Source organism: Pseudomonas sp. Cab53 (assembly GCF_018325965.1).
GTDB lineage: Bacteria > Pseudomonadota > Gammaproteobacteria > Pseudomonadales > Pseudomonadaceae > Aquipseudomonas > Aquipseudomonas chlororaphis_E.
Map to the genome: position 1 here is coordinate 4,875,488 of NZ_AP021902.1, position 24,927 is coordinate 4,900,414.

The following is a 24,927-nucleotide window of genomic DNA, read 5'->3' on the forward strand; positions in this document are numbered from 1 at the left end:
GTCTGGGACAGCACGAGCCGGAAAAAAGTCAGCCTATCGAGCGCGTTCAATCGTCCACGGCATCGAGGAATTCGTCTACTACCGGCATCTCGCCCATTCGTGTCGGGATGTTTAAGCCAAAGTGCAGGTAAGCATGGCGGGTTACCACGCGCCCGCGGGGGTACGCATGATGTAGCCCTGCTGGATCAGGTACGGCTCCAGCACATCCTCGATGGTGTGACGCTCTTCGCTGATGGCGGCGGCCAGGCTGTCGACGCCCACCGGGCCACCGTCGAACTTCTCGATCATGGTCAGGAGCAAGCGCCGGTCCTGATGGTCGAAGCCACGCTCGTCAATGTCCAGCAGGTTCAACGCCAGGTCGGCAATCGGCTTGGTGATGTGGCCCTTGGCACGGACCTCGGCAAAGTCCCGGACCCGCCTCAGCAGTCGATTGGCGATCCGCGGCGTGCCTCGCGCCCGACGGGCGACTTCGTACGCGCCGTCCGGGTCCAGCGGCAATCCGAGGATGCCCGCCGAGCGGCTGACAATCGTCGCCAGGTCGGCATTGCTGTAGAACTCCAGGCGCTGGACGATGCCGAAACGGTCCCGCAGCGGGTTGGTCAGCATGCCGGCCCGGGTGGTCGCCCCCACCAGGGTGAACGGCGGCAAATCCAGCTTGATGGAACGCGCCGCCGGACCTTCGCCGATCATGATGTCGAGCTGGAAATCTTCCATGGCCGGGTACAGCACTTCTTCGACGATCGGCGACAGACGGTGGATTTCGTCGATGAACAATACGTCATGGGGTTCGAGATTGGTCAGCAACGCCGCCAGGTCGCCCGGCCGCTCGAGGACCGGCCCCGAGGTACTCTTGATCGACACCCCCATTTCCTGGGCAATGATGTTGGCCAGGGTGGTCTTGCCCAGGCCCGGCGGGCCGAAGATCAAGGTGTGGTCCAGCGACTCGCTGCGCCCACGGGCCGCCTGGATGAACAACTCCATCTGCTCGCGCACGGTCGGTTGGCCAATGTAGTCGGCCAGGCTGACGGGGCGAATCGCGCGGTCCTGGATTTCCTCGCGGTCACGGGGCGCACCCGTGGCGGCGATCAGACGGTCAGCTTCAATCACTTAGATCATTCCCTTCAGGGCACGGCGGATCATGTCTTCAGTGCTCAGGCCTTTTTCCTTGATGGCGGAAATCGCCTTGCTGGCTTCCTGCGGCTTGTAACCCAGGGAAATCAGCGCGGTAACCGCATCGTTCTCGGCGCTGACCGCCGGGGCCGGCGCGTCCGGCTGGTTTGGCACCAGGGCGAACATGGCCGGCACCGTTTCCCAGGCCTTGAAGCGGTCCTTGAGTTCCACCAGCAGGCGCTCGGCGGTCTTCTTGCCAACCCCGGGCACCTTGGTCAGTGCCGAGGTGTCCTGGGACTGCACGCAGCGCACCAGTTCATCGACCTCCAGGCTCGACATCAAGGCCAGGGCCAACTTCGGGCCGACGCCATTGAGGCGGATCAGCTCACGGAAGAAATCCCGTTCGCGCTTGCCAATGAAGCCATAGAGTAACTGCGCATCCTCGCGCACGACCAAATGGGTGTGCAGTGTCAGCGGCTCGCCGACCGACGGCAGGCGATACAGCGTGGTCATGGGCACTTCGAGCTCATAACCGAGCCCGTTCACATCCAGAATCAGGTGCGGCGGCTGTTTTTCAGCCAGGGTGCCGCGCAAGCGTCCAATCACGTTTCAGATCCTTGGGCGTTGGCCAGCCGTGGGCTGGCGAATAACGGCCCGGCATAAGGGCCGACGACGCGGCGCACCCTACCCGGGTTCACGAATGAGTGCGCTGATGCTATCAGAGACGCAGGCGCCCGCCACGACTGCGTGCAGTGCCCAAGCCGTGCGGCAGCAGGCTGGAGCGGGTATGCGCATGGCAAATGGCGATGGCCAGGGCGTCGGAGGCGTCGATCTGCGGCTTGCTGACCAGTTTCAACAGGTGCATCACCATCATTTGCACCTGTTCCTTGTTCGCCGCGCCCGTTCCGACGACCGCCTGCTTGACCTGGGTAGCGGTGTATTCGGCGATTTCCAGGCTTTCCTCGGCACCGGCAACAATGGCCGCGCCCCGGGCCTGGCCCAGCTTCAGGGCCGAATCGGCGTTACGGGCCATGAACACTTTTTCGATGCCCATGGTGACCGGCCCGTAGGTCTGGATGACCTCCCGCACGCCGCGATAAACAATCTGCAGGCGCTCGTGCAACTCGCCCGCCCCCGTGCGGATACAACCGGAAGCCACGTACACGCAGCCACGCCCGGTATCACGAACCACGCCGTAGCCGGTGATGCGTGAACCGGGGTCGATGCCAAGGATTAAAGTCATAACGCCTGCGAAAAAAAGTGCGATGGCAAGAAGGTACAACTCATCAAAGGCCTGCAGTGAACCCGTGGCGAGGGAGCTTACTCCCGCTGGGCTGCGTAGCAGACCTTTTTTGGGAGCGCTTCGCACTCCAGCGGGAGCAAGCTCCCTCGCCACAATGGTTTCAAACAAACCTTAAGTGAGCAGCATTACACCTGTCAGCCCAGTTGCTCTGCCACCGACTCTGGAATGTCAGCATTGGAATAGACATTCTGCACGTCATCCAGGTCTTCGAGCATGTCGATCAGCTTGAGCACTTTCTCGGCGCCGTCCAGGTCCAGCTCGGCGCTGGTGGTCGGCTGCATGACGATTTCCGCGTCGGCCGGCTTGAACCCGGCCGCTTCCAGGGCATTGCGCACGGCATAGAAGCTGGCGAACGAGGTGAACACGTCGAACGATCCGTCTTCATGGCTGACCACGTCGTCGGCGTCGGCTTCCAGGGCGGCTTCGGTCAAGGCGTCTTCATCCAGGCCCGGCGCGAAGCTGATCTGCCCCTTGCGCTCGAACAGGTATGCCACCGAACCGTCGGTGCCCAGGTTGCCACCGCATTTGCTGAAGGCGTGACGCACGGCCGCCGCGGTACGGTTACGGTTGTCGGTCATGCATTCGACCATGACCGCCACGCCGCCTGGGCCATAACCTTCGTAGGTCAGTTCTTCAACGTTGTCGGCCTCGGTCGCACCGGCGCCACGGGCGATGGCCCGGTCGATGATGTCGCGGCTCATGTTGGCACCCAGTGCCTTGTCCAGGGCCAGGCGCAGGCGCGGATTGGAACCCGGATCGCCGCCACCCTGGCGGGCCGCGACCGTCAGCTCACGGATCCACTTGGTGAAGATCTTGCCCCTCTTGGCATCCTGACGTTCTTTGCGGTGCTTGATGTTCGCCCACTTGGAATGACCTGCCATAACTCGCTCCGGTTTTTCTTGAAACGTTGCCCGCCCTGCACCGATGCAGCGGCAGGCAAGCAGAAATATCGACACCAACGAAAAGGCGCATCCGAAGATGCGCCTTCAGGTGTCAGCCTTACTCAGCCTTGGGCTGTTCACGCAGACGGATGTGCAGCTCGCGCAGTGCCTTGGCATCCACCACACCCGGAGCCTGGGTCATGACATCGGCCGCGCTCTGGGTTTTCGGGAAAGCGATCACTTCACGGATCGACTGGGCGCCGGTCATCAGCATCACCAGGCGATCCAGGCCGAAGGCCAGGCCACCGTGAGGCGGTGCGCCGAACTTCAGGGCGTCGAGCAGGAAGCCGAACTTCTCTTCCTGTTCCGCTTCGTCGATGCCCAGCAGGCGGAACACCGCCTGTTGCATTTCCTTGCGGTGGATACGGATCGAACCGCCACCCAGCTCGGTGCCGTTCAGGACCATGTCGTAGGCACGCGACAGCGCGGTAGCCGGGTTGGCCTCCAACTCCTGCGGGGTGCATTTCGGCGCGGTGAACGGGTGATGCAGCGCGGTGAAGCTGCCATCTTCGTTTTCTTCGAACATCGGGAAGTCAACGACCCACAGCGGCGCCCACTCGCTGGTCAGCAGCTCAAGATCGTGACCGACCTTGATGCGCAATGCGCCCAGGGCTTCGCTGACGATCTTGGCCTTGTCGGCGCCGAAGAACACGATGTCGCCATCGACCGCGCCAACGCGATCGAGGATCACGTTCAGGTTGGCCTCAGGGATGTTCTTGACGATCGGCGATTGCAGGCCTTCGACGCCCTTGGCGCGCTCGTTGACCTTGATGTACGCCAGGCCCTTGGCACCGTAGATGCCGACGAACTTGGTGTAGTCGTCGATCTTGCTGCGCGGCATGCTCGCGGCGCCCGGCACGCGCAGGGCGGCAACGCGGCACTTCGGATCGTTGGCCGGCCCGCTGAAGACCTTGAATTCGACGTCCTTGAGCTGGTCGGCCACGTCCACCAGTTCCAGCGGGATACGCAGGTCCGGCTTATCGGAACCGTAGCGGCGCATGGCCTCGTCCCAGGTCATGTGCGGGAAGTCGCCGAATTCCAGACCCAGCACTTCCTTGAACAGGTTGCGGATCATGCCTTCGGTCAGGCCCATGATGTCTTTTTCGTCGAGGAAGCTGGTCTCGATGTCGATCTGAGTGAACTCAGGCTGACGGTCGGCACGCAGGTCTTCGTCGCGGAAGCACTTGGCGATCTGGTAGTAGCGGTCGAAGCCGGCCACCATCAGCAGTTGCTTGAACAACTGCGGCGATTGCGGCAGGGCAAAGAAGCTGCCGGGGTGGGTGCGGCTCGGCACCAGGTAATCGCGGGCGCCTTCCGGCGTGGCGCGGGTCAGGATCGGCGTCTCGACGTCGAGGAAACCGTTCTCGTCCAGGTAGCGACGGATGCTGGTGGTCATGCGCGAACGCAGGCGCAGCTTCTCGGCCATTTCCGGACGGCGCAGGTCGATGAAGCGGTAGCGCAGGCGGGTTTCTTCGCCCACATCGGAAAATTCGTTGAGCGGGAACGGTGGGGTTTCCGCTTCGTTGAGCACTTCCAGCTCGTGGCCCAGCACTTCGATCATGCCGGACGCCATGTTGGCGTTGCCAGCACCGGCCGGACGCAGGCGCACCTTGCCGGTGATCTTGACCACGTATTCGCTGCGCACGCGGTCGGCGGTGGCGAAGGTTTCAGCGCGGTCCGGATCGAACACCACCTGGGCCAGGCCTTCACGATCACGGATATCGAGGAAAATCACCCCGCCATGGTCACGGCGACGATGAACCCATCCGCAAAGAGTAACTTCCTGACCTTCCAGGCTTTCGTTCAGTTGGCCGCAATAATGGCTGCGCATCATGGTAGTGGTTTCACTTCTCGTAATTCGACATTCGGTTGGAGGCCCTGCCCATGCAAGAACTCGCGCGTATTCAACTCAGTCTGCTTTGTCGCCACCGGCCAGGTTCTTCTTGGCGCCGGTTTTGAAGTCGGTTTCATACCAGCCCGTACCGCCGAGGCGGAAACCAGGCATGGACAGCATCTTTTTCAGTTCTGGCGCCTGGCAGGCAGGGCAGTCGACCAGCGGTGCCTCGCTGATCTTTTGAATGACTTCCATCTGATGACCACAGGAAGCACATTGATAGTCGTACATCGGCATGGGGTTGTCTCGGCGATCAGGTTACTCGCGCAAAGGCGGGCTTTGCGGCAAAGGGCGAGATTATATCCATTAAATGCAGCCTGTGCAGCCGTAAGACCGCACAGGCCGCTCCCGGCCCGTTTCAAGCACTGGCCTGGGCCTCAGTGCCGTCCGACGACCTCCAGCCCGGTTTCCTTCAGACTGTGCACAACGCAGACCACGCGCACCAGGCCACTGAAATTGCGCACGCCACCATGGCGCAAGTGCACCTCCCGGTCCACATGGGACAGCAAGGTGCTGATGGAACAGCGGTTGAGCCGGGCCATGTCGGCGAGGATATCCCAATAGACCTGCTCCAGACGCAGACACGTGGCAAAGCCATTCAGGCGGATGGACCGGGCCCAGGGCCGAGCCAATTGCATGTCGAAGCCCCTGACGAACGGATCGACGTGGATGGGCTGACAGCGCCCGCGCGCGCCCTCGCCGGGTTCTTTTCCTTGAATCATACCGTTGACACTCCTTTGCCAGACGAACCTTTCAGGTGGAACACTCCACCTGTGGCGCTTATTGGAAGCTCAACGGCATCGGCAGATCCAGACGACTTTATGGCCATCGACGTAGGACAAGCCGACAGCCGGCAGGCGACGAATTACGCCGTCCTACCCGCTGCCTACAAATCCCGGCGCCCTGCTCCCGGAGAGCAAGGGCTCGGCAGCCCTGCCAGGCTTATTTATCTTCCAACAGCGAGCGCAGCATCCATGCGGTCTTTTCATGAACCTGCATGCGCTGGGTCAGCAGATCGGCGGTGGGCTCGTCGCTGACCTTGTCCAGGAGGGGAAAGATGCCACGGGCGGTACGCGTCACCGCTTCCTGCCCTTCCACCAGTTGCCGGATCATATCCTCGGCACCGGGCACGCCCTCTTCTTCCTTGATGGAAGACAAGCGCGCGTACACCGAGTAGGCACCCGGCGCCGGGAAACCGAGGGCCCGGATGCGCTCGGCGATCAGGTCCACCGCCAGCGCCAGTTCATTGTATTGCTCCTCGAACATCAGGTGCAGGGTGCGAAACATCGGCCCGGTGACGTTCCAGTGGAAATTGTGGGTCTTGAGGTAGAGCACATAAGTGTCCGAAAGCAGGCGTGAAAGCCCGTCGACGATGGACTTGCGGTCTTCTTCACTGATACCGATATCAATGGCCATGTTGATTGATCTCCTGACGGTGATGAATGAGACAGCGGCTCCTCCACTGTAGTGGTTTTTGCCGCCGGCAGCCTGCGACAGATCGCCGGCCCTCCTGAACCGACAAGCCGGGACGCCGGGCGGTTCCGACACACGGGCCCCTTCAACGGCGCTCGCCTGGCCCCTGCAAGCGTCCACCGGGTGGCTGGCCGACGAACAGCGCGGTATGGGTCCGCGACGCGTTTGAGAAGGCCAAGGCTTTACTGTTAAATAGGCAGTGTGTCGCTACGCCTATTTTCCAGGACGTGGCGCATAGGCTGGTTCGAATACGTGTCCAACGCCTCTCCATTTTTCCGAAGCGAACCGTCCTCGACCCGCTCTTCCTTGTGATCTGTCTTAACCGTGAGCCAATTAAAATGTTGAAAATCGTCCACTTGCTAATGGGCGCAGCTGCCTTGCTGCTGTCCTTCATCCCTAGCCTGGGTTCCGAAGCCACACCTTACCTGCAACATCCCGATGCACTGTACCTGGCCTTTTTCGGCCTGCTCAACCTGACCCTCGCGCCCGTCATTCCTTACTGGAATAAAGGCCCCCGTCATCAACTGCAAAACCTCGTCAGCGTCCTGCTGGTACTGGCCGTCGCCCTGCAAACCCTGGCGTTGCTGGCCCCCATGCCGGAAATCGCCGGCCAACCGGCCATTGCGTTCAGCCTTGGCTGTGCGTTGCTGGCCGTGGCCGTGCACCTGGGCGTCAGCTTCTACAAGAAGTCGTCGCCCGCTGCAGCCTCGCAGAACTACGACATGTCCAACCGCGATACCGGCACCGTGAAGTGGTTCAACACTTCCAAAGGCTTCGGCTTTATCTCCCGCGATTCCGGCGATGACATTTTCGTGCATTTCCGGGCCATCCGTGGCGAAGGCCATCGCGTCCTGGTGGAAGGCCAGCGCGTAGAGTTTTCCGTGATGAACCGCGACAAGGGCCTGCAGGCCGAAGACGTGATCGCCGCGCTGCCGCGCCGCTGATCATGCCGTAAAAAAACCGCGATGCAGCCTGGCTGCTCGCGGTTTTTTTGGGCCTGGCACTCGGTGCCGGTCAGTAATGAGGAGGCGGGGCCTCTTCTTCGAAGGATTCGAACTGCCCAGCCATCTCTTCCTGGCGCTTGAGCAACGCCGCCATCTGCAACTGCAGCCGCTCGACCACGCGCTGCTGCTCCACCAACACATCATTCAATGCCTGGATGGTGTCATCCTGAAACGCCAGGCGACTTTCCAGATCGGTTACACGGTCTTCAAGGTTCATGGTTTCAGCCCTCCAGAAACTTGAAATCATCGGTCAATGCCACGCGCAAGCGTTCGCGAATGGCCTTCACTTGCACGTCATTATAAGGCTGTGCCGGGTGTTTGCCCCAGACCGGTGCCGGCCACGCGGCATCATCGCGTTTGCGTACGATGACATGCATGTGCAATTGACTGACAACGTTACCCAGCGTCGCGACGTTCAGCTTATCGGCGTCGAACGAGTCCTTGAGCGTTTCGGCCAGGGCCGTGGTTTCTTTCCACAGTTGCTGCTGGTCCATGTCATCCAATTGAAATAATTCGCTGATATTTTCCCGCCGCGGTACGAGTATGAACCACGGATAGTTGGAATCATTGGACAAGAGCAACCGACACAGCGGGAAATCGCCGATCGGCAATGTGTCTTGTTGCAGTCGTGGATCTAAGGCAAACACCGCGCGCACTCCTGATGGTTGATCGGTCCGGTTTCCGGGCACAGGCCGCGCCGGACACAGACCGGCAGCATACCTGCGAATGCCGGAGGGTTCACGGGGCACTCGTTCGACACGCCTGCATCGCCTTCTTGTTCACCGCTCTTTCAAGAACCGGTATGAACGAGGGCGGGCGTTGCACCAACACGGCGCAGGGTCCAGGGTGCAGTCCGACAGCAGCGTCCCAGGGCCTGGCAAATGCACCGGAGCTGTCAGATTTTCGTACAGCTTGAAAATTTTTTGCACCAAAACAGCACAGTGGGTCTACGCTCAGTGCACGAAGCATCCGGGATTTACTCACTCGATGGGGTGAACCGGTAACGTTTTTGGTTGTCGCGCACCGTTTCAAGACGTTCAACACGAGGGCCGCGCAGCCGTCAACCCTATTTAAAACAAGGCCTTTGGAGCCCGGTTTCATGAGGTTTCACCGCGTCAACCGGTAGAATGTGAAAAAAATGTAAACGAAATTCGGGTTTGTGCATGCTTGTTGCATTCATCCGCACATCGTCCAAGGGCTTCGCCGGAAGCGAAAACCCGCAGACCTATAAATTAAAGTGGCAAGGCTGCCCTCAGGAGCTTCAAGCGCGGTAATGACGGACTCTTTACACCAATGCCGGAGAGAAAAAACAACCTTAGAAGTTGTGAATCCGATTGCGTTGGTTCAGCCGAAATACGACATGGATCGAGCCATTGGCGACACGGTCGTAAAGAAGCTGAAAGGTTGTATGGGCAAGTATCGCCAATAGGGTCGGCGTGATATAAGTTTGCGCCGACACAAAAAGAAAGAGCCGCCCAGATAATAAAACAGGTGGGACGGCAGTACTCTTCTAAAACCAAAGGAGCAAATCACGATGCGCGTGATGAAGTGGAGCATGATCGCACTGGCCGTTGCTGCAGCAGCCAGTACTCAAATGGCTACGGCCGCACCTTTCGTAAGTGACCAAGCTGAAGCCAAGGGCTTTGTCGAAGACGCCAAGTTCGACTTGCTGCTGCGCAACTATTACTTCAACCGTGACCGCAAAAACGGTTCAAACGACCAGAAAGACTGGACTCAGGGTTTCTGGGGCAACTTCAGCTCCGGTTACACCCAAGGCACGGTAGGGGTCGGTGTTGATGCATTCGGTTATCTGGGCATCAAACTGGACGGCGGCGACGGCACGGCAGGTTCGGGCAACATGAGCCGCAACTCCCAAGGCCACAACGAAGACGACTTTGGTAAGGCCGGTGCAGCCGTCAAGCTGCGTATCTCCAAAACCGAACTGAAATTCGGTCAAATGCAGCCTAGCACCTCCCCAGTGTTCGCTGTCGGCGGTTCCCGCCTGTTGCCTCAAACCGCTACCGGTTTCCAACTGCAAAGCAGCGAAATCAAGAACCTGGATCTGGAAGCAGGTCACTTCTACTCGGCCTCCAGCCAGGACGAGATGAACAGTGACGGTGAGCTGCACGCTACATACGCATCCGGCGACAGCATTGCCGTTACCGGCAAGACCATGGATTACGTTGGTGGCAAATACGGCATCTCCGACGATCTGAGCGTTTCGCTCTACGGCTCCAAATTCGAAGATATTTGGGACCAGTACTACGCCAACGTGAACTACACCATCCCTATGGGTAACGACCAGTCGCTCAATCTGGATGGTAACATCTACCGCACCGTCGATACCGGTAGCGCCAGAGCGGGTGATATCAGCAACACCACGTTCTCGCTGGCAGCTGCGTATTCGTTCCTGAAAGCGCACACCGTTACCGTGGCCTTCCAGAAAGTGGACGGCGACACTCCATTCGACTACGTCGGTGTGGGTGACAACAACCGTGGCGGCGACTCGATCTTCCTCGCCAACTCCATCCAGTACTCTGACTTCAACGCCCCTAACGAGAAGTCTGCTCAGGTTCGTTACGACCTGAAGATGGCTGAGTACGGCGTACCAGGCCTGAGCTTCATGGCCCGTTACGTTAAAGGCTGGGATATCGACGGTACCAAGATGGATGCCTCCAGCCCATACAACCAATACGGCTATGGTGAAGATGGCAAGCATCACGAAACCAACGTCGAAGCCAAGTACGTGGTTCAGAGCGGCCCTGCCAAGGACCTGTCGTTCCGCGTTCGTCAAGCATGGCACCGCGCCAACACCGACCAGGCTGAGGGCGATATCAACGAGTTCCGCCTGATCGTCGACTACCCGATCTCGGTCCTGTAATTGCCGAAAGTTAGTTCGCGGTAATCAAAAAAGGCCCATCTTCGGATGGGCCTTTTTCATTGTTGGCTATTCATGAACGTCTGACCAACAGGTCAAACAGACTCCTGAACCACCCGAATCACACGCTGTGGGAACGGAATATCGATCCCCGCATCCTTCAACCGGTCCCGAGCCTGTTCATTCAACATGAACATCACGCTCCAGTAATCGGCCGTCTTCACCCAGATCCGCAACGACACTGTGATCGAACTGTCACCCAAGGTGGAAATCACTGCTTCAGGCGCCGGATCAGCCAACACGCGCTCATCCTTCGCCAGGTCCAGCAACACCTGCCGGGCCTTCTGCAGATCCGCCTGGTAATCCACACCCACGTCGAATACCACTTTGCGGGTCGGCTGGCGGTTGGTGTTGGTGATGATGCCGTTCGACAGGTTGCCGTTGGGCACGATGACCGTCTTGTTGTCGCCGGTGCGCAGTACGGTGTGGAAGATCTGGATCGCATCGACCGTACCGGCAACGCCCTGGGCCTCGATCCAGTCACCGATGCGGAACGGACGGAACAGCAGGATCAGCACGCCACCGGCGAAATTCGCCAGGCTGCCCTGCAACGCCAGGCCAATCGCCAGGCCAGCCGCACCGATGGCGGCGACGAACGAGGTGGTTTCCACGCCGATCATCGACGCGACGCTGACGATCAGCAGCACTTTCAAAATGATGTTCGCCAGGGTACTGATGAACCCTTGCAGCGCCAGGTCCGCGTTGCGCAGGGCCAGCAGCGCGCCCAGTTTCTGCGTAACCTTGTTGATCAGCCACCAGCCGATGGCCAGGGTGATGATCGCCAGCAGCACCCGGCTGCCGTACTCCATGATCATCGGGATCCAGGCCTGGGAAGCCTTGACCAGGTGGTCCACTTCAGCGTTCAAGTCCATCGTTGTCTCCTTTTCCTGTTACACGCGGCATTGTGGTAAGAGAGGATGCTCGCGCTTGGGTGCGTAGCGCTCACCGATAAGGGGCTGCTACGCAGCCAGCGGGAGCGAGCTCCCTCGCCACAGGGTCTCCATGCAACTGAAATATCAGTCGCGGAAGTTATTGAATTGCAACGGCATGCCGAATTCCTTGCCGCGCAGTGCCGCAATGGCCTCTTGCAAGTCGTCACGCTTTTTGCCGGTCACCCGCACCTGCTCGCCCTGGATGGCGGCCTGTACCTTGAGCTTGGCGTCCTTGATGTGGGCAACGATCTTCTTCGCCAGTTCCTTGTCGATGCCTTCCTTGAGCACCGCTTCTTGCTTCATCAGCTTGCCCGAGGCGAAAGCGTCCTTGACCTCGAGGCACTGTACGTCGATCTTGCGCTTGACCAGCGCGAGCTTGAGGATCTCGATCATCGCCTCGAGCTGGAAATCGGCTTCGGCGGTCAGGTTGACGGTCAGGTCCTTTTCCTTGAACTCGAAACTGCCCTTGCCCTTGAGGTCATAGCGACGGTCGAGTTCCTTGACGGCGTTTTCAACGGCGTTGGTGACTTCGTGTTTGTCCAGTTCGGATACCACGTCGAATGACGGCATGTAGTGTTCTCCAATAAAAAGGCGCGCCGGTAACAAAGGCGCGCGCTTGGCTTGTGGTTAAAATCGGGCTCATTATAACGGGTCTTTCCCCACTGACACTGCGAGCTCCCGGATGCCTGCGCCAAACCGAGTAAAAAACTGATGCCCACCACCTGGCATGTCCTGGGGGCCGGCAGCCTCGGCACGTTGTGGGCCGCGCGCCTGGCCCGGGCCGGCCTGTCAGTGAGGTTGGTACTGCGCAATGCAGACCGCCTGCAAGCCTATCAAGCCGCCGGCGGGCTGACGCTGGTGGAACAGGGCCAGGCGCAGTGTTACCCGGTCCCCGGCGAAACGGCGGACCACCACGAGCCGATCAAGCGCCTGTTGCTGGCCTGCAAGGCCTATGACGCCGAGGCCGCCGTCAGCTCGGTGGCCCACCGCCTGGATGCCGACTCGGAACTGATCCTGCTGCAGAACGGCCTCGGCAGCCAGGACGCAGTGGCCAACCGCGTGCCCCTGGCCCGTTGCATCAGTGCCTCCAGTACCGAAGGGGCGTTTCGCGACGGTGACTGGCGCGTGGTGTTCGCCGGCCATGGCTACACCTGGCTCGGCGATCCGGCGCATCCGGTGGCCCCGTTCTGGCTGGACGACCTGGTGGCCGCAGGCATTCCCCACGAATGGAGCGCCGATATCCTCACCCGCCTCTGGCGCAAACTGGCGCTCAACTGTGCGATCAATCCACTGACGGTGCTGCACCACTGCAAGAACGGCGGCTTGCAAAGCCACCACTGCGAAGTCGCCACCCTGTGCGCGGAACTCACCGATCTGCTCGAACACTGCGGCCAGCCCGCCGCCGCCGAAGACCTGCAACCGGAGGTCGAGCGGGTGATCCAGGCCACCGCTGCCAACTACTCCTCGATGTACCAGGATGTCAGTAACCGGCGCCGCACCGAGATCAGCTACCTGCTCGGCCACGCCTGCAAGGTGGCCCAGCGGCACCGGTTGGCGGTACCGCACCTGGAACAACTGCGCCAGCGACTGATTGTCCACTTGGACAACCTCGGATTGCCCAGCGACTGAGCAGCGGCTACGCTGGCCCTCGTGTTCCTTTTTAGCGACCAGTCTGATGCCATTGCGCCAGCGCCTTGAGAACCTCCCGGTCGGCCAGAAGCTACTGGCCGCCCTGTTGGTGTTGTTGACCACTGTCCTGCTGGTGGCCAACCTGACCTTTATCAGTGCCGCCTACTACATCTCCCAGGAAAGCATGGCGCCCCAGGCCTTGCAGACCATTGGCCGGCTGGTGGCAAACCCGAGCCTGATCTCCGATGCCGTGCAGTCGCCGCAGAGCGCCAAGCGCCTGCTCGACGAACTCAACAGCTACGCACCGCTTCGGGCGGCGGCCCTGTACGACGGCCAGGGCGAACGCCTGGCACAACTGCAACAAGGCGAAAAGCTCAAGCTGCCGGACCACTTTCGCAAGATGCAGGCCTGGCAGGCCGGTGAGTTTCGCAGCAACCAGGTCATCACCCTGCCCCGTCCCGGCATGGAGCCCGGCCATCTGCTCCTGGTGGCCAGCAGCGAACTGCCGACCGCGTTCTACACCGGCACGCTGACCGCCAGCCTGGGCATCCTGATCTTCAGCGTGCTGCTGTGGCTGGTCATCGCCCAGCAGATCAAGCGCCTGATTACCCAGCCGATCCACCAACTCGAAGAGCTGTCACGCCAGGTCACCCGCGAGGAAAACTATGCCCTGCGCGCCGCCCGGGGCAACCACGATGAAATCGGCAGCCTGGCCGAGGCGTTCAACACCATGCTGTCGCGGATCGAAGCCCGGGAGCAACAACTCAAGCGCGCCCGGGACGATTCCCAGGCCGCCTACGACCAGGCCCAGGGCCTGGCGGAAGAAACTCGTCACACCAACCGCAAGCTGGAGCTGGAAGTCCAGGTGCGCAGCAAGATCGAGAAGAAGCTCACCGGCTTCCAGAACTACCTCAACAGCATCATCGACTCCATGCCGTCGGCGCTGATCGCCCTCGACGAACAGCTCTACGTCACCCAGTGGAACCAGGAGGCCAGCGCCCTTTCCGGCACGCGCCTGGATGAAGCCCTGAACCAACCGATCTTCCTCGCCTTCGAACCGCTCAAGCCCTACCTGCCCCAACTCAAGCAGACCGTCGAGCAGCACACCGTGGCCAAGATCGAGCGCGTCACCTGGACCAAGGACGACGAGGCTCGCCACTACGCCCTGACCTTCTATCCGCTGATGGGCGGCGCCGGCCGCGGGGTGGTGATCCGCATCGACGACATCACCCAGCGCCTGTCGCTGGAGGAAATGATGGTGCAATCGGAGAAGATGCTCTCGGTCGGCGGCCTCGCGGCGGGCATGGCCCACGAAATCAACAACCCCTTGGGGGCGATCCTGCACAATGTGCAGAACATCCGCCGACGCCTGTCGCCGGACCTGCCGAAGAACCTCGAACAGGCCGAGCAACTGGGCATCGAGCTGCAGGTGGTCAATCGCTACCTGGAAGGCCGGGAGATCCCGCAGTTGCTGGACGGCATCCAGCAGGCCGGCGCCCGGGCCGCGAAGATCGTCACCCACATGCTCAGTTTCAGCCGCCGCAGCACGCGGCAGATGGCGCCTTGCGACCTGCCCGCGCTGATCGACCAGGCAGTGGAAATCGCCGGCAACGACTTCGACCTGGCGATCGGTTTCGACTTCAAGGGCCAGGCGATCATCCGTCAGTTCGACCCGAACCTGGGCCCTGTCCCCGGCACCGCCAACGAGCTGGAACAGGTGCTGCTCAACCTGTTGAAAAACGCCGCCCAGGCGATACACCAACGCCAGGACGACAGCGAGCCGGGGCGTATCATCCTGCGCACGCGGCTGAACCCGCCGTGGGCCGAGATCCAGGTCGAGGACAACGGCATCGGCATGAGTGAGAACGTGCGCAAGCGCACCTTCGAGCCGTTCTTCACCACCAAGGAAATCGGCCAGGGCACGGGCCTTGGGCTATCCGTGTCGTACTTCATCATCACCAACAACCACAAGGGCCAGATGGAAGTGCAATCGGCACCGGGCCAGGGCACCTGCTTCACCTTGCGCCTGCCCTTGGCCGGCACGTCCCTCACCCAGCAGGAAAACATACAACTGGAGCGCTGAGCATGGGCTTTCGCCTGTCGAAGATTTACACCCGCACCGGCGACACCGGTGAAACCGGGTTGGGCGATGGTCGCCGCGTGGCGAAGGACCACCCACGGGTCGAGGCCATCGGCGAAGTGGATACCCTGAACAGCCAACTGGGGTTGCTATTGGCTGGACTTGCCGCCGAAACCACGCACTACCCGGCGCTGAAGGAAGTCAGTGACGTGCTGGCACCCTGTCAGCACCGGCTGTTCGACCTGGGCGGCGAACTGGCGATGCCGGCCTATCAGGCGTTGAATGCGGCGGAAGTCGAGCGACTGGAAACGGCGATCGATGTCTGGAACGAGGAATTGGGACCGTTGGAAAACTTCATCCTGCCCGGTGGCTCGACGCTGATTGCCCAGGCCCACATCTGCCGCAGCCTGGCCCGCGGTGCCGAGCGTCGTTGCCAGCAGTTGAACGCCGTGGAACCGCTGGCGGGGCCGGGGCTGGCTTATATCAATCGGTTGTCGGACCTGTTGTTCGTGGCGGCGCGAATCATCGCCCGGCGGCAAGGGGTAGCAGAGGTGCTGTGGGAGGCGGCGGCCAAGCCTGGAGGGTGATCAAAAGAGATGTATCGCCGGTCAGGCCGCCTTCGCGGGCAAGCCCGCTCCCACAAGGTGATCGGTTGTGCCCTCTGACTTTATGTCTGACGCAGATCCAATGTGGGAGCGGGCTTGCCCGCGAAGGGGCCAGCAGCCAAACCACAAAAATCATGCCCCAGGCCAGAACGCCCGAATCCCCGCCACACCCTGAGCCCCGGCTTCCCAGGCCTGCTGCCGTTCAGCGGGGCCGACCCCACCCAACAGATAGACCGGCTTGTTGAAGCCCTCGATCAGCCGGGCCGCCTCCTTCCAACCCAACGGCTGGGCCTCGGGGTGGGTCTGGGTCGGCTGGACAGGCGAGAGCGTCACGAAGTCCACGTCCATCTGCTGCGCCAGGGACAACTCCTCGGCGTTATGGCAGGAAGCCGCCAGCCAGCGATCCTTGCCGAACGGACGACCGGCCGCCGCATGCTTGCGCAACTGCGCGGCGGTGATGTGCCAGCCAGCGGACGGGAAATCCCCCAGCCATTCGAACGGGCCCTTGAGCATCAATTGCGCCTTGCCGGCGCACAGCCCCACCGCATCCACCGCCAGGTCGCGGTATTGCGGGTCGTAGCCATTGGGCGCGCGCAGCTGGACCAGCTTGATCCCACCGGCAATCGCCTTCTGCAGGCCGCGCAACAAGGCCGGTGTTTCCAGGCCGTCGGGGGTGATCAGGTATTCGCCAGGCAAACGGGCGGCGGCCACGATCGGCTGATTGGCCGCCGGAAATTCATAGCCCGTCAGCTCGCGAGCCGTCACCCAGGCCAATGGCTGTCCTTCGGCACCGTGGGGTTCGCCGGTGAACGCCGAGACTTCCCAGACGTCCAGCAACACCTGTTTGTCCGGGTAATCGTGGCGCACCTTGATCAGCGGCCGGGCGGCGCCGACCACAATGCCCAGCTCTTCATGAAGCTCACGGGCAAGGGCCGCCTCGACGGACTCATCCGCCTCGACCTTGCCGCCGGGAAACTCCCACAGGCCACCCTGGTGCTGGGTGTCGGCCCGACGGGCGATCAGGATCCTGCCGTCGGCGTCGCGAATGACCGCCGCCGCTACGTGTACTCGTTTCACCGCGCTGCTTCCTCCAGGCCGGTCTGTTGCCAGGTCTTGAAGGCCGGCCATTGGTAAAGGGTTTCAACATAGGCCGCATCGATCGCCGGCAGTTCCACCTGGTAGGTGCGCAGGCGCACGGCAACCGGCAGGAAAAACGCATCCGCCAGGCCCAAGGTGCCGAACAGGTAAGGCCCGGTGTCGGTCGCCGCAGCCCGGCATTCGGCCCACAGCGCCAGCATCCGTTCGATTTCCGCCTGGACATCGGCCGGCATGGGCGACAACGGCGCATCATGGGCCAGGTCAAACGGCATGTGGGTGCGAAGGGCGAAGAAACCGCTGTGCATTTGCGCACACGCCGACCGCGCCTGGGCCCGGGCCGCTACATCCCTGGGCCAGAGGCCCGCCTCGGGGAACTGCTCGGCCAGGTACTCGGCGATCGCCAGGGAATCGGCAATGACGCCCGATTCGGTCTTGAGCAGCGGGACCTTGGCGGTGGCCGAATACTTGAGCAACTTCTGCCGCGTGTCGGGTTGATAGAGCCTGACCAGTTCTTCAGTGTACTTCGCGCCAGTCAGCGTCAACGCCAACCAGGCACGCAGGGACCAGGAAGAGATTTTCTTGTCGCCGATGATCAGGTGCAGGCTCATGTCTGGAATCCGTTCTTAGGGGTACAGAAATTGGCTGTTGTCTATCGGGCCGCCTTCGCGAGCAAGCCCGCTCCCACAACGGCATCCCGTAAACGCCTGTGGGCGCGGGCTCGCTCGCGAAGAGGACGGCTCGATGTTAAGTCCGGTACTCGGCGTTGATCTTCACATACTCGTGGGACAGGTCGGTGGTCCAGATCGTCTCGCTGCACTCACCACGGCCCAACTCGATGCGGATGGTGATCTCTTCCTGCTGCATCACCGCCGCCCCCTGGGCCTCGGTGTAGCTCGCGGCACGAGCGCCCTGGCTGGCGATGCAGACGTCGCCGAGGAACACGTCGATCTTGCTCACATCCAGGTCTGGCACGCCGGCACGGCCGACGGCGGCGAGGATGCGGCCCCAGTTCGGGTCGGACGCGAACAGCGCGGTCTTGATCAGCGGCGAGTGGGCCACGGTGTAGCCAACATCCAGGCACTCCTGGTGATTGCCACCGCCATTGACCTGCACGGTCACGAACTTGGTCGCGCCTTCGCCGTCACGGACAATGGCCTGGGCCACTTCCATGCACACCTCGAACACGGCTTGCTTGAGCGCGGCGAACAGCGGGCCGCTGGCTTCAGTGATCGGCGGCAGGTTGGCCTTGCCGGTGGCGATCAGCATGCAGCAATCGTTGGTGGACGTGTCACCGTCGATGGTGATGCGGTTGAACGACTTGTTGGCGCCGTCGAGCATCAGGTCTTGCAGCACTTGCCGGGAGACATTGGCGTCGGTGGCGATGTAGCCGAGCATGGTCGCCATGTTCGGGCGAATCATGCCGGCGCCCTTGCTGATGCCCGTCACGGTGACGGTCACGCCGTCATGCTCGAACTGGCGGCTCGCGCCCTTGGGCAGGGTGTCGGTGGTCATGATGCCAGTGGCGGCAGCGGCCCAGTTGTTTTCCGACAGGTCATCGAGGGCGGCCTGCAGCGCGCCTTCGATCTTCTCGACCGGCAGCGGCTCGCCTATCACACCGGTGGAATACGGCAGCACCTGGCTGGCGTCCACGCCCGTCAACTCCGCCAGCTTGGCGCAGGTGCGCTCGGCGGCGGCCAGGCCTGGCGCGCCGGTACCGGCGTTGGCATTGCCGGTGTTGGTCAACAGGTAGCGCACCGGCCCCTGCACGCGTTGCTTGGCCAGGATGACCGGAGCGGCGCAGAAGGCGTTGAGGGTGAAGACACCGGCAACCGTCGAGCCCTCGGCGCAACGCATCACCACGACATCCTTGCGCCCGGGGCGCTTGATGCCCGCCGAAGCGATACCGAGTTCAAAACCGGCAACCGGGTGCAACGTTGGCAACGGACCAAGACCAACAGCCATGAATGCGCTCCTTAAATAAAATGTATGTCTGAATCAAATGGCAAAACGCCGCGACGGTCGGAAACCGGTCGCGGCGCAGGTCGTTCAGCGTTGGAAACGGGTGTTACTGGATCTGCCCGTGACAATGCTTGTATTTTTTGCCCGAACCGCAGTAGCACAGTTCGTTACGGCCCAGCTTCTGCTCGTTGCGCACTGGCGCGGTCGCCAGGGCAACATCCACGTCGACGCCCTCTTCGGCGACAACGTCCAGGCCAGGGGCTTCGGCGTGTTCGAACTGCATGCGCGCGGCCAGGGCCTCGGCTTCCTGACGCAGGCGCGCCTCTTCCTCGGCCGGGTCTTCGCGGCGGACTTGAACGTGGGACAGCACACGGATCGAGTCGCGCTTGATCGAATCCAGCAGGTCGGAGAACAGCGTATAGGACTCGCGCTTGTACTCCTGCTTCGGGTTCTTCTGGGCGTAACCGCGCAAATGGATGCCGTGGCGCAGGTGGTCCATGGTCGACAGGTGGTCTTTCCACAAGTCGTCCAGGACCCGCAGCACGATCTGCTTCTCGAAGGAGCGCAGCGCTTCGGCACCGGCCTGGTCTTCCTTCTCGTTGTACGCGGCGATCAGTTCGGCGAGCAGCTTCTCGCGCAGGGTCTCTTCGTACAGGTGATCGTCTTCGTCGAGCCACTGCTGGATCGGCAACGACACGCCGAAGTCACTGCGCAAGGCCGCTTCCAGGCCAGCGATGTCCCACTGCTCCGGCAGCGATTGCGGCGGGATGTGGGCGCTGACGGTCGCGTTGAGCACTTCCTGGCGGAAATCGGCGATGGTGTCACCGATGTTGTCGGCGGCCAACAAGCTGTTACGCATGTGATAGATCACTTTGCGCTGCTCGTTGTTGACGTCGTCGAACTCCAGCAATTGCTTGCGGATATCGAAGTTGCGGCCTTCGACCTTGCGCTGGGCCTTCTCGATGGCGTTGGTCACCATGCGGTGCTCGATCGCCTCGCCCGGCTGCATGCCCAGGGCCTTCATGAAGTTCTTCACCCGATCAGAGGCGAAGATGCGCATCAGGCTGTCTTCCAGGGACAGGTAGAAACGGCTGGAGCCGGCGTCGCCCTGGCGACCGGCACGACCACGCAGTTGGTTGTCGATACGGCGCGACTCGTGACGCTCGGAGGCGATCACCTGCAAGCCACCGGACTCGAGCACCTGCTGGTGACGCTTCTGCCAGTCGGCCTTGATCTGCGCGATCTGCTCGGGGTCGGGTTTTCCAGGGAGGCGACTTCCACTTCCCAGTTGCCGCCCAGCAGGATGTCGGTACCCCGACCGGCCATGTTGGTGGCGATGGTCAATGCACCTGGGCGACCGGCCTGGGCAATGATCTCGGCTTCCTTCTCGTGGAACTTGGCGTTGAGGACCTTGTGCTCGATGCCTTCCTTGTTCAGCAAGGCGGACATGTGCTCGGACGTCTCGATGGTGGCGGTACCCACCAGGATAGGACGGCCCTGGGCCATGCCTTCCTTGATGTCGTTGATGATCGCCGCGTACTTCTCTTCGGCGGTCAGGAACACCAGGTCGTTGTAGTCCTTACGGGCCAGCGGCTTGTTGGTCGGGATCACCACCACTTGCAGGCCGTAGATCTGGTGGAACTCGAACGCTTCGGTGTCAGCGGTACCGGTCATGCCGGACAGCTTGTTGTACAGGCGGAAGTAGTTCTGGAAGGTGGTCGAGGCCAGGGTCTGGCTCTCGGCCTGGATGTTCAGGCCTTCCTTGGCTTCGATGGCCTGGTGCAGGCCCTCGGACAGGCGACGGCCCGGCATGGTACGGCCGGTGTGCTCGTCCACCAGCACGACCTGGCCGTCCTGCACGATGTATTCGACGTTGCGATGGAACAGCTTGTGGGCGCGCAGGCCGGCATAGACGTGGGTCAGCAGGCCCAGGTTATGCGCCGAGTACAGGCTCTCGCCCTCGGCCAGCAAGCCGACGCGGGTCAGCATGTCTTCGATGAACTGGTGACCGGCTTCGTTGAGTTCGACCTGGCGGGTCTTCTCGTCGATGGTGTAGTGACCGGCCTGGGTGACCTGGCCCTCGACCTCCTCGACGTGCAACTTGAGCTGCGGGATCAGTTTGTTGATCTCGGTGTACAGCTTGGAGCTGTCCTCGGCCTGACCGGAAATGATCAGCGGGGTACGGGCTTCGTCGATGAGGATGGAGTCGACTTCGTCGATCACGGCGAAATTGAGTTCACGCTGGAATTTTTCTTCCATGCTGAACGCCATGTTGTCGCGCAGGTAATCGAAACCGAATTCGTTGTTGGTGCCGTAGGTGATATCGGCGGCGTAGGCGGCACGCTTCTCTTCCGGCGGCTGGAACGGCGTGACGACGCCGACGGTCAGGCCGAGGAATTCATAGAGCGGACGCATCCAGTTGGCGTCGCGGCGGGCCAGGTAGTCGTTGACCGTCACCACGTGCACGCCCTTGCCGGACAATGCGTTGAGGTAGACGCCCAGGGTTGCCACGAGGGTCTTGCCCTCACCGGTGCGCATTTCGGCGATCTTGCCTTCGTGCAAGGTCATGCCGCCGATCAACTGGACGTCGAAGTGACGCATGCCCATGACCCGCTTACCGGCTTCGCGGGCAACCGCAAAGGCTTCGGGCAGGAGCTGGTCGAGGGTTTCTCCCTTGGCGATGCGGTCCTTGAATTCGGCAGTCTTGGCGCGTAACTGATCGTCCGAAAGGGCCACCATTTGCTCTTCGAAGGCATTGACAGTCTGTACCGTCTTGAGCATGCGCTTGACTTCACGCTCGTTCTTGCTTCCAAAGAGTTTCTTTAACAAAGGCGCAAACATATCGGCAGGATCTTCCACACTAAAGGGATGGAGGGCGGCCCCGTGAGTCGCCCGTGCAGCCCTCATGGCCGCATGCGAACGAGCATTCTACCCGGAAACGATGGAGAGGAAAGTGGCGTTATTCCACGATGCTGGCACAGCGCTGTGACGGGGCTTGCTTAAAATAAGGGCTTTTGCGCGAACTTCAACCCACAAAACGCAGAAGTTAAGCGTTGATTGCCCAGGCAAAACGCCCCAGACCACAGGGCCCAGGCGCCTGCGATGCTTTCTGTTACCATGGCGCCTCTGTCACTTGCGGTATTCATTCATGGCCTTTCGCCCCCTTACCGCCAAGGCGCCCGCCATCCTGCTGCGCGAAGCCAAGCCGCTGAAAGCCATCTTCGGCCATGCCAGGCGCCTGGGCCACCTGCAGCGGCTGCTGGACAGCCAACTGCAACCTGCCGCTCGCGAGCATTGTCACGTGGCGTCCTGGCGCGAAGGCAGTTTGTTGCTGATTGTCACCGACGGCCACTGGGCCACGCGCCTGCGCTACCAGCAAAAACGCCTGCTGCGCCAGTTGCAGGCGTTCGAAGAGTTCGCCGGCCTGGTGCGGATCCAGTTCAAGGTCCAGCCGCCTACCGTGCAGGTCGGTGCCAAGGGGCACACGCTGGACCTGTCCCAGGATGCCGCCGCGACCATCCAGTCCACGGCCGAGGGCATCAGCGATCCCAACCTGCGGGCGGCGCTGGAGCGCCTGGCGGCGCACGCGCGCCCCAAGACTTGAGACGTTGCTTCGTCCAGTCGATCGCCTTCGCGAGCAAGCTCGCTCCCACAAGCGTTTTTCAGCGGCCACAAAAATTGTGTTCACCTCGGCTCTTCTGTGGGAGTGGGCTTGCCCGCGAAAGCGGTCTGTCATTTAAGAATAAGTGGCTGACCCAACGCCTTCGCGAGCAAGCTCGCTCCCACAAGCGTTTTTCAGCGGCCACAAAAATTGTGTTCACCTCGGCTCTTCTGTGGGAGTGGGCTTGCCCGCGATAGCGGTCTGTCATTTAAGAATAAGTGGCTGACCCAACGCCTTCGCGAGCAAGCCCGCTCCCACAAGCGTTCTTCAGCGGCCACAAAAATTGTGTTCACCTCGGCCCTTCTGTGGGAGCGGGCTTGCCCGCGATAGCGGTCTGTCATTTAAGAATAAGTGGCTGACCCAACGCCTTCGCGAGCAAGCTCGCTCCCACAAGCGTTTTTCAGCAGCCACAAAAATTGTGTTCACCTCGGCCCTTCTGTGGGAGCGGGCTTGCCCGCGATAGCGGTCTGTCATTTAAGAATAAGTGGCTGACCCAGCGCCTTCGCGAGCAAGCTCGCTCCCACAAGCGTTTTTCAGCGGCCACAAAAATTGTGCTCACCTCGGCCCTTCTGTGGGAGCGGGCTTGCCCGCGAAAGCGGTCTGTCATTTAAGAATAAGTGGCTGACCCAGCGCCTTCGCGAGCAAGCCCGCTCCCACAGGGATTGCGTCGAGCAGAAATCCTGTGTCGGCAAAATTCCCCTGCTGGCGAAGGGCGCGACTCGGTCCTGACTACCGGCGGCGCTTGCTGCCGCCCAGCAATGAGCCCATCAACCCGCGCACCAGTTGACGGCCCAACTGGTTGGCCGCCTGACGCATTGCCGACTTGAGCGCCTGCCCCGCTGCCGTGCCGAGGAACTCCCCGGCCCTGTCGGCAAGGCTCGGCTGTTCAGCCGCCGGTTTGTCCGGCGCGGCCTCGGCCTCAGGTTCCAGCCCTTTACGCCCCATCAACACTTCATAGGCCGACTCGCGATCAATGGGCTTGTCATAGCGCCCTTGCAGTGGCGAGCGGGCGATCAACGCGGCGCGCTCGGCCTCGCTCAACGGCCCGATGCGCGATTGCGGTGGTGCCACCAGCACGCGCTGGACCATTTCCGGCGTACCTTTTTCCTGCAGGGTGCCCACCAGGGCTTCGCCGATGCCCAGCTCGGTCAGCACCGCCAAGGCATCGAACTGCGGGTTCGGGCGAAAACCGTCCGCCACCGCCCGCAGGGATTTCTGCTCCTTGGCGGTGAAAGCCCGCAAGCCGTGCTGGATACGCAAGCCCAATTGCGCCAGTACATCGTCTGGTAAATCGCCCGGCGACTGGGTCACGAAATACACCCCGACACCCTTGGAACGGATCAGCCGCACCACTTGTTCCAGGCGCTCCTGCAAGGCCTTGGGCGTGCCGGCGAACAACAGGTGCGCCTCGTCGAAAAACAGCGCCAATAGCGGTTTGTCCGCATCGCCGCGCTCGGGCAACTGTTCGAACAACTCGGCCAGCAGCCACAGCAGGAAGGTCGCGTAGACTTTCGGCGCCTCATGGACCAGCCGACTGGCGTCCAGCAGGTGGATGCGTCCCCGGCCATCGCTGGCCGGTTGCAAGATGTCTTCGAGCTGCAAGGCCGGCTCGCCGAACAACGCTTCCGCACCTTGCTGCTCCAGGCTGGACAAGCGTCTTAGCAAGGCCTGGCTGGAACCGGTGGTCATCAGCGCCGCGTCGTCCCCCAGCAACTCGGGGTTGTCCCTGAGGTGGTTGAGCAACGCCTTGAGGTCCTTGAGGTCAAGTAGCAACAGCCCTTCACGGTCAGCCACCTTGAACGCGGCGTACAGCGCCGACTGCTGGCTGTCGGTGAGCTCCAGCAGGCTGCCGATCAGCAACGGGCCCATTTCACTCAAGGTGGTGCGCAGTGGATGACCGGATTGGCCGTGGATGTCCCACAACGTCACCGGATAGGCCTGGGGCGTGTGGCCGAGCCAAGGCATGCCGGCGATCCGCTCGGCCACTTTGCCCTGGGGGTTGCCGGCAGCGCCGAGGCCGCACAGGTCGCCCTTGATGTCCGCCGCGAACACCGCCACACCCGCATCGCTGAACGCTTCGGCCAGGCGCTGCAAGGTCACGGTCTTGCCGGTGCCGGTGGCGCCCGCCACCAAGCCGTGGCGGTTCGCCAGGCGCATCGCCTGGGAGAGGGGTTGGCCGGTCGGGTCGGCGCCGATAACAAGCTTGAGTGAGTCAGGCATTTCGTCACCTGTGGTTAATCTGTGGCCCTGCTTGGCCGATACCAAATGACAGACCCTACTGAAAACAAGGTCGGATAATT

General features: G+C 61.7%; 21 protein-coding genes and 2 pseudogenes. 6 read left to right on the top strand and 17 right to left on the bottom strand.

Annotated elements, in window-relative coordinates; translation table 11 throughout:
• Nucleotides 1-46: 46 nt before the first annotated feature.
• The 8 genes and pseudogenes from ruvB to KI241_RS21325 all read right to left on the bottom strand — a co-directional run bounded on the left by ruvB (nucleotide 47) and on the right by KI241_RS21325 (nucleotide 6,664).
• Nucleotides 47-1,107, bottom strand: a pseudogene (gene ruvB / locus KI241_RS21290) (Holliday junction branch migration DNA helicase RuvB).
• The gene (gene ruvA / locus KI241_RS21295; RefSeq protein ID WP_042728757.1) at nucleotides 1,108-1,716 is read right to left on the bottom strand and encodes a Holliday junction branch migration protein RuvA; all 609 of its coding nucleotides are present in this window, start codon (nucleotides 1,714-1,716) and stop codon (nucleotides 1,108-1,110) included. It abuts the pseudogene before it with no gap.
• A 112-nt stretch (nucleotides 1,717-1,828) separates the two neighbouring features.
• Nucleotides 1,829-2,353, bottom strand: coding sequence for a crossover junction endodeoxyribonuclease RuvC (gene ruvC, locus KI241_RS21300; protein WP_024776477.1), 525 nt, complete (start codon nucleotides 2,351-2,353; stop codon nucleotides 1,829-1,831).
• 194 nt (nucleotides 2,354-2,547) lie between these two features.
• Nucleotides 2,548-3,294: a YebC/PmpR family DNA-binding transcriptional regulator gene (locus KI241_RS21305; RefSeq protein WP_014339920.1), complete on the bottom strand. Its 747-nt coding sequence runs from the start codon at nucleotides 3,292-3,294 to the stop codon at nucleotides 2,548-2,550.
• A gap of 118 nt (nucleotides 3,295-3,412) precedes the next feature.
• A complete protein-coding gene (aspS, locus tag KI241_RS21310; RefSeq protein ID WP_042728756.1) occupies nucleotides 3,413-5,188 on the bottom strand; it encodes an aspartate--tRNA ligase in 1,776 nt (591 codons plus the stop codon).
• A 75-nt stretch (nucleotides 5,189-5,263) separates the two neighbouring features.
• A complete protein-coding gene (locus tag KI241_RS21315) occupies nucleotides 5,264-5,485 on the bottom strand; it encodes a zinc ribbon domain-containing protein (protein ID WP_042728755.1) in 222 nt (73 codons plus the stop codon).
• Between the two features lie 140 nt (nucleotides 5,486-5,625).
• A complete protein-coding gene (locus KI241_RS21320; protein WP_042728754.1) occupies nucleotides 5,626-5,970 on the bottom strand; it encodes a ribbon-helix-helix domain-containing protein in 345 nt (114 codons plus the stop codon).
• A gap of 220 nt (nucleotides 5,971-6,190) precedes the next feature.
• Nucleotides 6,191-6,664 carry a Dps family protein gene (locus tag KI241_RS21325; RefSeq protein ID WP_030140806.1) on the bottom strand — a complete coding sequence of 158 codons (474 nt, stop codon included), beginning with the start codon at nucleotides 6,662-6,664 and terminating at the stop codon, nucleotides 6,191-6,193.
• A 395-nt stretch (nucleotides 6,665-7,059) separates the two neighbouring features.
• Between KI241_RS21325 and KI241_RS28025 the strand changes: the two genes are divergently transcribed.
• Entirely contained in the window at nucleotides 7,060-7,665 is a 606-nt protein-coding gene (locus tag KI241_RS28025) for a cold-shock protein (RefSeq protein ID WP_042728753.1), read from the top strand.
• Between the two features lie 70 nt (nucleotides 7,666-7,735).
• Here the strand turns inward: KI241_RS28025 and KI241_RS21335 are convergent, their stop codons facing one another.
• The gene (locus KI241_RS21335) at nucleotides 7,736-7,942 is read right to left on the bottom strand and encodes a SlyX family protein (protein WP_042728752.1); all 207 of its coding nucleotides are present in this window, start codon (nucleotides 7,940-7,942) and stop codon (nucleotides 7,736-7,738) included.
• Nucleotides 7,943-7,946: 4 nt separating this feature from the next.
• A complete protein-coding gene (locus tag KI241_RS21340; RefSeq protein WP_042728751.1) occupies nucleotides 7,947-8,372 on the bottom strand; it encodes an HIT domain-containing protein in 426 nt (141 codons plus the stop codon).
• 887 nt (nucleotides 8,373-9,259) lie between these two features.
• Here KI241_RS21340 and KI241_RS21345 point away from each other — a divergent pair.
• Nucleotides 9,260-10,606, top strand: a complete 1,347-nt coding sequence (locus tag KI241_RS21345; protein WP_047736650.1) for an OprD family porin — start codon at nucleotides 9,260-9,262, stop codon at nucleotides 10,604-10,606.
• Nucleotides 10,607-10,698: 92 nt separating this feature from the next.
• On the opposite strand, the gene KI241_RS21350 is transcribed toward KI241_RS21345, so the two are convergent.
• Both KI241_RS21350 and KI241_RS21355 read right to left on the bottom strand, forming a co-directional pair.
• Nucleotides 10,699-11,535, bottom strand: coding sequence for a mechanosensitive ion channel family protein (locus KI241_RS21350; protein ID WP_042728749.1), 837 nt, complete (start codon nucleotides 11,533-11,535; stop codon nucleotides 10,699-10,701).
• Nucleotides 11,536-11,679: 144 nt separating this feature from the next.
• Nucleotides 11,680-12,165: a YajQ family cyclic di-GMP-binding protein gene (locus KI241_RS21355; protein WP_042728748.1), complete on the bottom strand. Its 486-nt coding sequence runs from the start codon at nucleotides 12,163-12,165 to the stop codon at nucleotides 11,680-11,682.
• Nucleotides 12,166-12,306: 141 nt separating this feature from the next.
• Here KI241_RS21355 and KI241_RS21360 point away from each other — a divergent pair, with 141 nt between their 5' ends.
• From KI241_RS21360 to KI241_RS21370, 3 genes are read left to right on the top strand one after another with little or no spacing between them, the layout of a single operon-like run.
• On the top strand, nucleotides 12,307-13,224 hold the full coding sequence (locus KI241_RS21360; protein ID WP_123578463.1) for a putative 2-dehydropantoate 2-reductase: 918 nt from the start codon (nucleotides 12,307-12,309) through the stop codon (nucleotides 13,222-13,224).
• Between the two features lie 46 nt (nucleotides 13,225-13,270).
• On the top strand, nucleotides 13,271-15,307 hold the full coding sequence (locus KI241_RS21365; protein ID WP_047736654.1) for a HAMP domain-containing sensor histidine kinase: 2,037 nt from the start codon (nucleotides 13,271-13,273) through the stop codon (nucleotides 15,305-15,307).
• Between the two features lie 2 nt (nucleotides 15,308-15,309).
• Complete coding sequence (locus KI241_RS21370; RefSeq protein WP_053145809.1) at nucleotides 15,310-15,891, top strand: cob(I)yrinic acid a,c-diamide adenosyltransferase; 582 nt, start codon at nucleotides 15,310-15,312, stop codon at nucleotides 15,889-15,891.
• 150 nt (nucleotides 15,892-16,041) lie between these two features.
• Here KI241_RS21370 and KI241_RS21375 read toward each other — a convergent pair whose 3' ends face one another.
• From KI241_RS21375 to secA, 4 genes and pseudogenes are all read right to left on the bottom strand, one after another.
• Nucleotides 16,042-16,986, bottom strand: a complete 945-nt coding sequence (locus KI241_RS21375) for a Nudix family hydrolase (protein WP_123578464.1) — start codon at nucleotides 16,984-16,986, stop codon at nucleotides 16,042-16,044.
• A complete protein-coding gene (locus KI241_RS21380) occupies nucleotides 16,983-17,615 on the bottom strand; it encodes a glutathione S-transferase family protein (protein WP_123578465.1) in 633 nt (210 codons plus the stop codon). The genes KI241_RS21375 and KI241_RS21380 overlap by 4 nt, the downstream gene beginning before the upstream one ends.
• A 136-nt stretch (nucleotides 17,616-17,751) precedes the next feature.
• Nucleotides 17,752-18,969 carry a bifunctional glutamate N-acetyltransferase/amino-acid acetyltransferase ArgJ gene (gene argJ, locus KI241_RS21385; protein WP_042731598.1) on the bottom strand — a complete coding sequence of 406 codons (1,218 nt, stop codon included), beginning with the start codon at nucleotides 18,967-18,969 and terminating at the stop codon, nucleotides 17,752-17,754.
• Between the two features lie 103 nt (nucleotides 18,970-19,072).
• Nucleotides 19,073-21,807, bottom strand: a pseudogene (secA, locus tag KI241_RS21390) (preprotein translocase subunit SecA).
• Between the two features lie 307 nt (nucleotides 21,808-22,114).
• On the opposite strand from secA, the gene KI241_RS21395 reads away from it, so the two are divergent.
• On the top strand, nucleotides 22,115-22,570 hold the full coding sequence (locus KI241_RS21395) for a DciA family protein (RefSeq protein ID WP_042731596.1): 456 nt from the start codon (nucleotides 22,115-22,117) through the stop codon (nucleotides 22,568-22,570).
• A 786-nt stretch (nucleotides 22,571-23,356) separates the two neighbouring features.
• Here KI241_RS21395 and KI241_RS21400 read toward each other — a convergent pair.
• Nucleotides 23,357-24,847 (bottom strand): helicase HerA-like domain-containing protein, encoded by a 1,491-nt coding sequence (locus KI241_RS21400; RefSeq protein WP_212802968.1) that lies wholly within the window; start codon nucleotides 24,845-24,847, stop codon nucleotides 23,357-23,359.
• Between the last annotated feature and the right edge of the window lie 80 nt (nucleotides 24,848-24,927).

Coding starts and splice junctions, on each gene's coding strand:
- ruvC (WP_024776477.1), bottom strand. CDS start 2,353: ATGACTTTAATCCTTGGCATCGACCCCGGTTCACGCATCACCGGCTAC.
- KI241_RS21305 (WP_014339920.1), bottom strand. CDS start 3,294: ATGGCAGGTCATTCCAAGTGGGCGAACATCAAGCACCGCAAAGAACGT.
- aspS (WP_042728756.1), bottom strand. CDS start 5,188: ATGATGCGCAGCCATTATTGCGGCCAACTGAACGAAAGCCTGGAAGGT.
- KI241_RS21315 (WP_042728755.1), bottom strand. CDS start 5,485: ATGCCGATGTACGACTATCAATGTGCTTCCTGTGGTCATCAGATGGAA.
- KI241_RS21320 (WP_042728754.1), bottom strand. CDS start 5,970: ATGATTCAAGGAAAAGAACCCGGCGAGGGCGCGCGCGGGCGCTGTCAG.
- KI241_RS21325 (WP_030140806.1), bottom strand. CDS start 6,664: ATGGCCATTGATATCGGTATCAGTGAAGAAGACCGCAAGTCCATCGTC.
- KI241_RS28025 (WP_042728753.1), top strand. CDS start 7,060: ATGTTGAAAATCGTCCACTTGCTAATGGGCGCAGCTGCCTTGCTGCTG.
- KI241_RS21335 (WP_042728752.1), bottom strand. CDS start 7,942: ATGAACCTTGAAGACCGTGTAACCGATCTGGAAAGTCGCCTGGCGTTT.
- KI241_RS21345 (WP_047736650.1), top strand. CDS start 9,260: ATGCGCGTGATGAAGTGGAGCATGATCGCACTGGCCGTTGCTGCAGCA.
- KI241_RS21350 (WP_042728749.1), bottom strand. CDS start 11,535: ATGGACTTGAACGCTGAAGTGGACCACCTGGTCAAGGCTTCCCAGGCC.
- KI241_RS21355 (WP_042728748.1), bottom strand. CDS start 12,165: ATGCCGTCATTCGACGTGGTATCCGAACTGGACAAACACGAAGTCACC.
- KI241_RS21360 (WP_123578463.1), top strand. CDS start 12,307: ATGCCCACCACCTGGCATGTCCTGGGGGCCGGCAGCCTCGGCACGTTG.
- KI241_RS21365 (WP_047736654.1), top strand. CDS start 13,271: ATGCCATTGCGCCAGCGCCTTGAGAACCTCCCGGTCGGCCAGAAGCTA.
- KI241_RS21370 (WP_053145809.1), top strand. CDS start 15,310: ATGGGCTTTCGCCTGTCGAAGATTTACACCCGCACCGGCGACACCGGT.
- KI241_RS21380 (WP_123578465.1), bottom strand. CDS start 17,615: ATGAGCCTGCACCTGATCATCGGCGACAAGAAAATCTCTTCCTGGTCC.
- argJ (WP_042731598.1), bottom strand. CDS start 18,969: ATGGCTGTTGGTCTTGGTCCGTTGCCAACGTTGCACCCGGTTGCCGGT.
- KI241_RS21395 (WP_042731596.1), top strand. CDS start 22,115: ATGGCCTTTCGCCCCCTTACCGCCAAGGCGCCCGCCATCCTGCTGCGC.
- KI241_RS21400 (WP_212802968.1), bottom strand. CDS start 24,847: ATGCCTGACTCACTCAAGCTTGTTATCGGCGCCGACCCGACCGGCCAA.